Source organism: Aestuariivirga sp., assembly GCF_044238155.1.
In the GTDB taxonomy this organism is placed as follows: domain Bacteria; phylum Pseudomonadota; class Alphaproteobacteria; order Rhizobiales; family Aestuariivirgaceae; genus Aestuariivirga.
The window spans coordinates 1-8,697 of record NZ_JBIIDX010000145.1 but is presented as its reverse complement, the minus strand read 5'-3'; the positions used below and the strand labels follow the sequence as shown (position 1 = coordinate 8,697).

General features: G+C 59.4%; 9 protein-coding genes, 2 pseudogenes and 1 riboswitch. Of the genes and pseudogenes, 7 read left to right on the top strand and 4 right to left on the bottom strand.

What is annotated here, in order from left to right:
* A partial coding sequence (locus tag ACILRN_RS13785; RefSeq protein WP_395689204.1) for an ArsR/SmtB family transcription factor occupies positions 1 to 220 on the top strand: 220 nt, incomplete at its 5' end.
* Between the two features lie 93 nt (positions 221 to 313).
* Here the strand turns inward: ACILRN_RS13785 and ACILRN_RS13780 are convergent.
* Positions 314 to 544, bottom strand: a complete 231-nt coding sequence (locus ACILRN_RS13780) for a hypothetical protein (RefSeq protein WP_395689202.1) — start codon at positions 542 to 544, stop codon at positions 314 to 316.
* Positions 537 to 935 carry a TetR-like C-terminal domain-containing protein gene (locus ACILRN_RS13775; RefSeq protein WP_395689200.1) on the bottom strand — a complete coding sequence of 133 codons (399 nt, stop codon included), beginning with the start codon at positions 933 to 935 and terminating at the stop codon, positions 537 to 539. The genes ACILRN_RS13780 and ACILRN_RS13775 overlap by 8 nt, the downstream gene beginning before the upstream one ends.
* Before the next feature lie 9 nt (positions 936 to 944).
* On the opposite strand from ACILRN_RS13775, the gene ACILRN_RS13770 reads away from it, so the two are divergent.
* From ACILRN_RS13770 to ACILRN_RS13760, 3 genes are all read left to right on the top strand, one after another.
* Entirely contained in the window at positions 945 to 1,724 is a 780-nt protein-coding gene (locus ACILRN_RS13770) for an ABA4-like family protein (protein WP_395689198.1), read from the top strand.
* Positions 1,711 to 2,529 carry a hypothetical protein gene (locus ACILRN_RS13765; protein WP_395689197.1) on the top strand — a complete coding sequence of 273 codons (819 nt, stop codon included), beginning with the start codon at positions 1,711 to 1,713 and terminating at the stop codon, positions 2,527 to 2,529. The genes ACILRN_RS13770 and ACILRN_RS13765 overlap by 14 nt, the downstream gene beginning before the upstream one ends.
* 174 nt (positions 2,530 to 2,703) lie before the next feature.
* Positions 2,704 to 3,809 (top strand): IS3 family transposase gene (locus ACILRN_RS13760; protein WP_395689195.1). Its coding sequence is split into 2 segments (ribosomal slippage): positions 2,704 to 2,965 and positions 2,965 to 3,809, totalling 1,107 coding nucleotides; the frame shifts between segments, so codons are not numbered across the junction.
* A gap of 690 nt (positions 3,810 to 4,499) precedes the next feature.
* On the opposite strand, the gene ACILRN_RS13755 is transcribed toward ACILRN_RS13760, so the two are convergent.
* Positions 4,500 to 5,180, bottom strand: a complete 681-nt coding sequence (locus ACILRN_RS13755; protein WP_395689193.1) for an energy-coupling factor ABC transporter permease — start codon at positions 5,178 to 5,180, stop codon at positions 4,500 to 4,502.
* 50 nt (positions 5,181 to 5,230) lie between these two features.
* Positions 5,231 to 5,447: riboswitch (cobalamin riboswitch) on the bottom strand.
* A 74-nt stretch (positions 5,448 to 5,521) separates the two neighbouring features.
* On the opposite strand from ACILRN_RS13755, the gene ACILRN_RS13750 reads away from it, so the two are divergent.
* The 3 genes and pseudogenes from ACILRN_RS13750 to ACILRN_RS13740 form a co-directional block, all read left to right on the top strand.
* Positions 5,522 to 6,699 (top strand): IS3 family transposase gene (locus ACILRN_RS13750; RefSeq protein WP_395689192.1). Its coding sequence is split into 2 segments (ribosomal slippage): positions 5,522 to 5,786 and positions 5,786 to 6,699, totalling 1,179 coding nucleotides; the frame shifts between segments, so codons are not numbered across the junction.
* A 33-nt stretch (positions 6,700 to 6,732) separates the two neighbouring features.
* Positions 6,733 to 7,005 (top strand): annotated as a pseudogene (locus ACILRN_RS13745) (tyrosine-type recombinase/integrase); the annotation flags it as partial.
* Between the two features lie 67 nt (positions 7,006 to 7,072).
* Positions 7,073 to 7,719 (top strand): annotated as a pseudogene (locus ACILRN_RS13740) (IS630 family transposase); the annotation flags it as partial.
* Between the two features lie 3 nt (positions 7,720 to 7,722).
* Here ACILRN_RS13740 and ACILRN_RS13735 read toward each other — a convergent pair.
* Positions 7,723 to 8,697, bottom strand: a complete 975-nt coding sequence (locus ACILRN_RS13735) for a glycoside hydrolase family 26 protein (RefSeq protein WP_395689190.1) — start codon at positions 8,695 to 8,697, stop codon at positions 7,723 to 7,725.

Genomic DNA, 8,697 nt, shown 5'->3' with positions numbered 1-8,697 from the left:
CATGTGCACGCTATTAGGCGGTGAGAAATCGGTCGGCGAACTGGCTGAGATCGTGCAGCTGTCACCTGCCGCCTTGTCGCAACACCTTGGAAAGATGCGCGCCCTCCGCCTTGTCTCGACCCGCCGCGATGGCCAGACGATCTACTACAGCCTGGCCAGCACCGAAGTGAAGACCATGCTGGAAACACTATACAAGGTCTACTGCGCGCCCGAGTGCTGACGCTTGATCCGATCTGGAGGGCTGCCGCCGTTGATGCATTTCATCGATCCAAGGGACGGATACGGATGGTAAGGCTAAAAGTATCGGGCCATTTTACTGGCAAGCGCTCTTTTCGCCTGTGTCGTGCGCGCCGAGAGCGCGCCAGTGATTCAGGGTTCCGCTTCGGTCATTGATGGTGACACCATCGAGATCCGCGGCGAGCGCATCCGACTCGACGCCATTGATGCTTCCGAAAGCTCCCAACTCTGCCTTGACGCCGCCGGCAACTGATATCGTTACGGCCAGAGGTCCGCCTTTGTCTTGCCAGCCCGAGTTATTATTCATGAGATGGTTTTGCGTCTTCGGCGATATAACCGAAGTCGGGCATCAGCCCTGCCATATCAAAGATCGGCGATCCATCTTCGTTCCTGCGGATCTGCCCCTCGATGAGAAGTGTGGCATAGCCGTGGACCAGGCTCCAAAGCATCCATTCGGTGCGACAGGGATGGCCGCGTTCCCGTGCCTTGTCCCAGTGGAGTCCATGGGCTATGCCACGCAAGACCTCGTAGCTGCCGCATGCCGCGCTCTTTAGATCGGGATCCTCGACATTGCATAGCGTTGCGGAGAACATGAGCTTGAAAAGTTCGGGATTCTCCAGCGCGAAGCGCAGGTAGCCGTTACAGGCGGCAGTGAGCCTGGACTTGCCGGGGGGTTCCCCTTCGACACCTTCGCGCATGGCTCTCGCATGACGGCGAAATCCTTCCGCCGCGATCGCGGTCAACAGTCCGCGCAATCCGTCAAAGTGGTTTTTGGGCGCCGTATGGCTAACGCCCACGCGCGCCGCGATGGATCGCAGCGACAGCTGCGCCAACCCCTTTTCCTCAAGTTCTGCCAAGCCAGCTTCAATCAACGCTGCCTTCAGGTCCCCGTGATGGTATCTTTTTTCCGCTTTCAAGAGACATTCCCGCACCTCAATGTTTCCAGTGTAAATTTTTCATGTGGACAGCACAAGCTTGTTCTGTCTTTATATGGACAGTGGAAATTTCCAGTGGAGATATGGGTGTCGCCCGAGGTCTTGTTCTCTCACGCCAACACCACAGCGATGGTCGGGTGGGCATTGCTCATCCTCGGGCCGCGCCGTTTTCCCTGGTTCAATGCCCTCCCGCTCTGGATCATCCCGGCAGGTCTTTCGCTACTCTACAGCCTTATTGTCCTGAGCCGCTTTGCCGGTGTCGGAGGGGGATACGACAGCCTCTCCTCTGTCGCTCAACTCATGTCCGACAAGTGGGCACTGCTTGGCGGCTGGGTACATTTCCTGGCTTTTGACCTATTCGTCGGTGCCGTCATGGCCGCGAGAATGGATCGCGCCGGTATCAACCGGCTTGTGCAGGGCCCGATCCTTGCGACGATCTTCATGTTCGGGCCGTTCGGCTTCTTGATCGCGGCGCTCACTGAACTGGGACTTCGCTTCAGCCTACCCCGTTTCGCCGATTATCCAAGAGGCGCACAAGATGACACTGCTTGACACGAACCCTCACGCGATCCGTGCCGAGGCGCCATCCCCGTTCTGGACGCTCACGGTAGTCTCCATCATCTTTGTGGGACTGGGCATGGCTTGGGCCCTTGTCGACGCTCGGCAGGTTGACGGCGCTGCCGTGTGGATGAAGCCGCTGAAGTTCTCGCTCAGCTTTGTCGTTCTCTTCGGTACGATCGCCCTCATTGAGCCGCGGCTATCCGGGAAGGTACGCGAGGGTTGGCCACTGCGCATCATCGGCTGGGTGATGGCTGCGGCCTTCCTATCGGAAATGGCATATATAACCTATCAGGCCGCCTTGGCCGAACCATCACACTTCAACGTGGCGACGCCGTTCAACCGCATGATGTACGAGGTCGTCATGGCAGGCGGCGCAGTATCACTGGTTGTGTGCATTGGACTGATCGGATGGCTCGTCAAGTCCGATCCTTCCGCAAATTTGGGTGTAGGCCTTCGGGAAGGCATTGTCGTTGGTTTCGTGACCAGCTTTGTACTGACGATGATCACGGCTGGATATCTTAGCGCCAACGGCGGTCACTTCGTAGGCCCGCATCCCGCGGGAGCTGCCGTACTTCCGCTGTTCGGCTGGTCAGGTGTTACTGGCGATCTGCGGGCCGCGCATTTTTTCGCCCTTCACGCTATGCAGGTATTGCCTCTTCTGGGGCTCTGGCTGGATCTCCGAGGCGTGCGAGCACCTGTACGATCTGTGCAGCTCGGGGCGCTTCTTTATTGCACGTTGACCTTCGCCATCTTCGCGCAGGCCGTGATGGGACTACCACTTATTCCTCTGAAATGATGGACGGTCGCCCGGATTGGCCTCAGAATAAGACTTGTATCCCCATCGAAAACATATGCCGCCCAAAGATTACGGCTGGGCAGCCTCTTACACGTCACCGCCCTGGTAATCCCCCCGTTTTTGGAGGGGGTTCGGAAGTAGAATTTTCTCGGTAACGTCAACGAGGAGGTTCGAATGAAGAAGAGTAGATTTACCGAGGCCCAGATCATCGCGGTTCTGCGCCAGGCGGAAGGCGGGGTTCCGATCCCGGACCTTTGCCGGGAGCACGGGATCAGCACCGCAACGTTTTACGGTTGGCGCTCGAAGTTCGGAGGCATGGATGCCTCCATGGTGACTGAGATGAAGTCCATCCAGGAAGAGAACAGGCGTCTGAAGAAGATGTTCGCCGAGTTGAGCATGCAGAACGAGCTTCTGAAGGAGGCGCTCGGCCGAAAATAACCAGGCCATCCCAGCGCCGGGAGATGGCCGTGGAAGCTGTGGCGCAGAAGGGCGTCAGCATTGCACTCGCATGCCGGACCTTTGGCGTGAGCGAGCGCTGCTACCGCTATGAACCGAAGCTTAAGTCCGAGAACGAGCGGGTTGGCGACTTGCTGATCGGCCTTACCCGGGCGCATCGCACCTGGGGGTTTGGTCTCTGCTACCTGCATCTCCGCAATGTGAAGGGTTATCTCTGGAACCATAAGCGGGTGTACCGGATCTACCGCGAACTCGAGCTCAACCTGAGGATTAAGCCGCGCAAGCGCCTGAAGCGGGAAAAGCCCGAGGAGCTCGCAGTTCCAGCCGAGCCAAACGTCACGTGGTCTGTCGACTTCATGGCGGACCGGCTGGAGGATGCGAGGGGCTTTCGGTTGCTGAATGTACTGGACGACTTCAACCGTGAAGGGTTGGGCATCGAAGCGGACTTCTCGCTACCGGCGGAGCGAGTGACGCGCACATTGGATCGCATCATCGAGTGGCGAGGCCAACCCCTGGCCATTCGGGTGGACAATGGCCCCGAACTGATCAGCGGCACGCTCCTGTCGTGGGCTGAGAAGCGAGGAATTGCCATACAGCATATCCAGCCCGGCAAGCCCCAGCAGAATGCGTACATCGAGCGCTACAATCGAACCGTCCGGCACGAGTGGCTCGGACAATATCTGTTTCGAACGATCGAGGAGGTGAAGGACACGGCTACTGAATGGCTCTGGACTTACAACAATGAGCGCCCCAACATGGCGCTCGGCGGAATTACGCCCGCTCAGAAACTGAGGCGGCAAATGGAAGTGCAACCCTCCGGGTGAGTTCTACGCCGAACCCCCTCCAAAAACGGGGGGATTACCCCCTGGCGCCATGTCAGGAGCAGACAACTCCAGTTGATCGCCATACCTGACAAAGTCGCGCAGTTCGCTCGTAGCCCCTCTCGGTGACCGCTTGTTGTCCCCAACCCTAGCAATACGCTCGATAATTCTACAATACATTTCAATGCTTTATCGCCACCGTACTTTCCCGGGCAGTCAGGAGCTTTGGAGAACGTGGGGCCGAGAAAGACGAAATCCGGCCCGCCTGCCGTTTCCGCAGTCAGGAGCTCCGCGCGAAGAAGCCCGCAATTACTGGGGATTCTCACCGCTCAAATTTCGAGGAGAGAGATTTGCCGTAGGGCTAAGTGGCGGAGGGAGAGGTGCTGGGCGCAAACTCTCTCTGCAGGATAGAGCAAAGCTATCGGTAAGATTGTGGAAATTGCCAATTAGGAGCGTTTGCGCAGGGCTGCGCTCCTTCCCGCCAGGCAGAGAATGTGCACATCAAGCTTCATACGAGATTTCCTTCCCCATCAGGACGAACCGAGTTCTGTCCAACAGCGGCATCACAAAAGGTTGGCTCAGGTCCGAAGTTCAAGGCTGCTCATGTCGCCAACTGGATCGAAGGATAGAAAAAGAGGCGGCGCGCGAACGCACCGCCTTCACTGATCTCGTTTCCTTTTTGTGCTGCGGCACTCATGCGGCCGCGGAATAGACCCGCTGCTGGACGAGCCGCGACCCCTTCAACTGGCGGAGCAGCTTCGCGGTTGCCAGCACGCCGAGGTCAGCCAGCGGTTCGATGAGGACGACCGTCATGTAGGCAGCGCCGAACGTGACGATGCTCGCGAGATTGGACGCTTCAAAGCCATGGCCGTAAATCGCCCAGAAGGCCACCCAGGCGACGATGCCACCCTGATAGGCGCTGGAGAGCGCGAGGGCTTGGCCATATTTCAGTTCCACATAGGGCGAGTTGGCCGGGATGATGCGCTTTGCCAGCAGACTCACGCCGTAGAGCGGCACCAGAAGCGTTGTCACGTTCATGCCGTATTGGGGCAGGTCGAAGGGCGCGAAGAACAGCCCCTGGATGAGAAGCCCGAGCGCAAGCCCGATGGCTGCGGGCCCTGCCCCGAAGATCAGGAAGAGCGTGGAGCCGAGGATGAGGTGAACCTCGCTCACGCCCACGGGATGGTGCGGCAGCAGTTCGAAGAAGCTGAACACGAGCACGGTGGCAATAGCCGAGCGCAGGGCAAGCGCGGTAATGCCGCTGTCCCTCACAGTGTCGGCGGCGAGCTTGGCGGCAATGCCGAGGGAGGCAGCGGCCGTGGCATAGCTGAGGACGATCTTGGCCCCATCGACGAGGCCGGGTTCGATATGCATGGTGTTTCCTGCCTGCACCCATCGTGCAGTTCGGTTGATGTGTGGTGCGTCATGCACCGGTTGCCGATGGCAGGTATCCTGGCTCGCGGGTCGTCGGTTCTCCGCGCCTTCCCGGCCCCGTGGGGCCAGTGGCCGTTGCGGAGAACCTATCCGCTGACAGTTGCGTGGGCAGCCACGGATTTGGTCCCTCTGGGGTCTTCCGCACCGTGTTCCCTATTAAGCTGCAGCCGCTTTCCGGACTGCAGCACCATCAGTTTGAAATTTACCACCGTGGTTTGATCCACCCCCACAGAAGTGGTCCGACTTGAGGTATGTCTTATGGCATCAAGGAGGATCAGAACATGCCAAGGAAGAAGCACACGCCTGAAGAGATCGTCGCCAAGCTGCGGCAGGTCGATGTCCTTGTTTCGCAAGGGGTTGCGACTGCGGAGGCGGTCCGGCAGATCGGCGTGACCGAAGTGACGTACTATCGCTGGCGGCAGGAATACGGCGGTCTGAAGCTGGACCAGGTGAAGCGGCTGAAGGAGCTGGAGCTCGAGAATGCCAGGCTCCGGAAGGCGGTTTCCGACCTCACCCTGGACAAGCTCATCCTGAAGGAAGCGGCACGGGGAAACTACTGAGCCCCGCGCGGCGCCGGGCGTGCATCGCGCACGTCCGGCAAGCTCTGTCGATCTCCGAGCGGCGAGCCTGTACGGCGCTCGGCCAGCACCGGTCGACACAGCGCAAGGCTCCGCGGGGCCGTGAAGATGAAGAGCGCCTGACCGATGACCTGGTGGCCTTGGCCCGGGAGCACGGCCGGCTGGGCTACCGTAAGATTGCCGCCATGCTGAGGAACACGTCGGGTTGGCTGGTCAACGACAAGCGGGTGGAACGGATCTGGCGGCAGGAGGGTCTGAAGGTTCCACCGCGGCAGCCCAAGCGCAGCCGCATCTGGCAGAGCGACGGTTCCTGCATCCGGCTTCGGGCGGAACGGCCAAATCACGTCTGGTCCTATGACTTCCTCGAGGACCGCACCCATGATGGGAGAAAGTACCGGATGTTGAACGTGGTCGACGAGTTCACGCTGGAGTGCCTGGCAATCAGGATCGACCGGAAGCTCAAATCGATTGATGTCATCGACGTTCTGTCCGATCTCTTCATCCTCCGGGGCGTGCCGGAGCACATACGGTCCGACCACGGCCCCGAGTTCGTTGCGAAAGCCGTCCAGGACTGGATCGCCGCCGTCGGCGCAAAGACCGCCTACATCGCTCCAGGGAGCCCGTGGGAGAATGGCTACATTGAGAGCTTCAATGCCCGCATCCGGGACGAGCTGCTCGATGGTGAGATCTTCTACACGCTCGCAGAAGCCCGGGTCATCGTGGAAAGCTGGCGGCGCTTCTACAACACATTGCGCCCTCATGGATCCCTGGGCTACCGGCCCCCAGCTCCGGAGGTCTTCATTCCGCAATCCGCGCGGGCGGCTGCGCTACCCCAACCGGCTTCGCCGCCCGCGCTGGCGCCGAGGCCGTCCATGCACTAACATTCAACCCGGGCCACTCGATGGGGGCTGATCATGAGCGATCAGGACATGAAGCGGATGCTGAGACGCTGCGGTCCCGGCGGGTTGGGTCCCAGGAACCGCTGCATGATGATGCTGAGCTGGCTGGGCGGGATGCGGGTTGGGGAGATCGCAGCGCTATCGGTGGACGACGTCTTGGGCCCTGATGCGCAGGTGCGCGAAGAGATCCAGCTAAGGCCCGAGCAGACCAAGGGCAGCCGGGGGCGCACGGTGCTGGTGAACAGTCAGCTCAAGGCTGAGATCGAGATCTACCTGCGCAGCTTCAAGCGCCAGCCGGATCCTCAGCGGGCGCTGATCGCCAGCAAGAGCGGTCGCCACTTCTCAGCCGTTGTGGCGGTTCTTCGACCGACACGGAATGACGTGGAAAAAAAGACCGCGCACGCGACAGAGCAGGATCGGCGGGACATCCTGAAGCGCCGGCAGGACTGGTTCGACCGCCAGCTCGATCTCGACCCCGAACGTCTCGTCTTCATCGATGAAACCTGGACATCGACGAATATGGCTCGCCGCCGGGGCCGCTGTGCGCGGGGCGAGCGGCTGCGCATGGGCGTGCCGCATGGACATTGGAAAACGACGACTTTCGTGGCCGGCCTGCGCACGACCGGCATCGTCACACCGCTGGTGCTCGACGGCCCCATCAACGGCGAAGCGTTCGAGGCCTACGTCCAACAGGTTCTCGTGCCGACACTGCGAAAGGGCGACATCGTCATGATGGACAACCTCGGCTCCCACAAGGGCATGGCTGTACGGACAGCCATCGAGGCTGCCGGTGCCAAGCTGCGCTATCTGCCGCCTTACAGCCCCGATTTCAACCCAATCGAAAAAGCCTTCTCGCAACTCAAGGCTCACTTGCGCAAAGCTGCAGAGCGAACACAGGAGGAACTATGGTCGGCGATCGGGGCTCTGCTTCCCATCGTCACGGCCCAGCACGCTGAAAACTACTTCACAGCCGCCGGGTATGTTGAACGAAAACCGCTCTAGCCATCAATCCCGATTTGAAACCTTTGGATTGCCTATGCGCCAGTTCGGATAGCCAAAGCCCTGAGGCCAGGCAAAGACTTCCTTGTCATTGAAGTAGACGATGGCTGTCAGTTTCGGGAATTCGGGGTGTGGCGCCGCCACCGATTTGGCCCATCGGCTGACGTATTCCTCATCGCCCTCGTAGCCCAGTTCCGCCACAATGATAGGCTTGCCGAACCCGCTCACCAGACGATATCCGGGTTCGAGCGCCTGTTCAAAGGTCCTTTCACCACCGAAATTTCGCTTGTCATAGGGCTGATAGCCGAAAACCGACAATCCGATCACATCTACATAGTCATTGCCCGGATAGTATTTCGCAAGGGACGAGCCACCCTTGGGCGACCAAACATAATCTGCATCCGGAAGATGCTTGCGGCATTCGGTGACGAAATGACGGTAAGCTGAAACATAATCCTCTGGAGTCCATACTGCCCATATGAACTTTCCAACCGCATCCTCCATTTCTTGCGCCCATCGAATGCTGATGGGACTATTCAAGCGCGCAATGGATGAGCACACTGTGGCGATGTTGGCGTCGTAGTCCCCAGCCTTTATGCCCTCCAGCAGCTCGTTTGAGTTCATGTTCCAGTTAGAAGCCCACGACCACGGCTCAACGGTTATCATGAGTGTGCGTCCCCGCCTGTGTACGTAGGCGTCCACGATGGGCAGGGTCGACAGATCAACATCTTCCCAGGTCAGAAAGATGTGTTCGATTGCAACATTGCTCTCGCCGCTAAAGTCGCCGTGAGGATCATAAACACCAAATGTGATTGATTTCTCTGTCAGAGCCGGCCGCTTGGCTGCCGGTTGACCCTCGTCTGGTTCACCATTGTAAGGGAAGCCGAGCGGCACACCGACCGCCCATGCTCCGCCGCCGATCAAGATGGAAGCTGTCAAGGCAATGAAAGCGTCCAACAGAACTCTTTTCGTGATCCGCAT